General features: G+C 40.2%; 1 protein-coding gene. It reads left to right on the top strand.

Going from position 1 to position 425, the window contains the following annotated elements:
• Window positions 1–425: LysM peptidoglycan-binding domain-containing protein (locus ABT996_RS08525; RefSeq protein ID WP_349924663.1), on the top strand; the 425-nt coding region annotated here is incomplete at both ends.

Here is a 425-nt window from a genome sequence, read left to right as displayed (position 1 = left end):
GTAACTACGAATCAGCCAAGTACGAATACAAATACATCACAAAACTCAAATCAAGCCCAAACAAGTGGCAATGGGACTTACACCGTCAAGACGGGTGACTCTTTATACCGGATCGCTAAAAACCACAATATGAGTTTGCAAGAATTGAAGAGCTTGAATAACTTGAGTAGCGATCTGATTTTTGCAGGTCAAGTTTTAAAAGTTTCAGGCCAAGTAACTACGAATCAGCCAAGTACGAATACAAATACATCACAAAACTCAAATCAAGCCCAAACAAGTGGCAATGGGACGTATACGGTCAAAGCAGGTGACTCTTTGTACCGCATCGCAGTTAACCACAACATGAGTTTACAAGAATTGAAGAATTTGAATAACTTGAGCAGTAATTTGATCATACCCGGTCAAGTTTTGAAGGTCTCGGGCCA

Origin of the sequence: Ligilactobacillus sp. RTP31139st1_D10_RTP31139_211217 (assembly GCF_040226755.1) — a bacterium.
Classification (GTDB): Bacteria; Bacillota; Bacilli; order Lactobacillales; family Lactobacillaceae; genus Ligilactobacillus; species Ligilactobacillus animalis.
The sequence above is the reverse complement of the archived record's forward strand: the minus strand, read 5'-3'. Positions and strand labels throughout refer to the sequence as shown.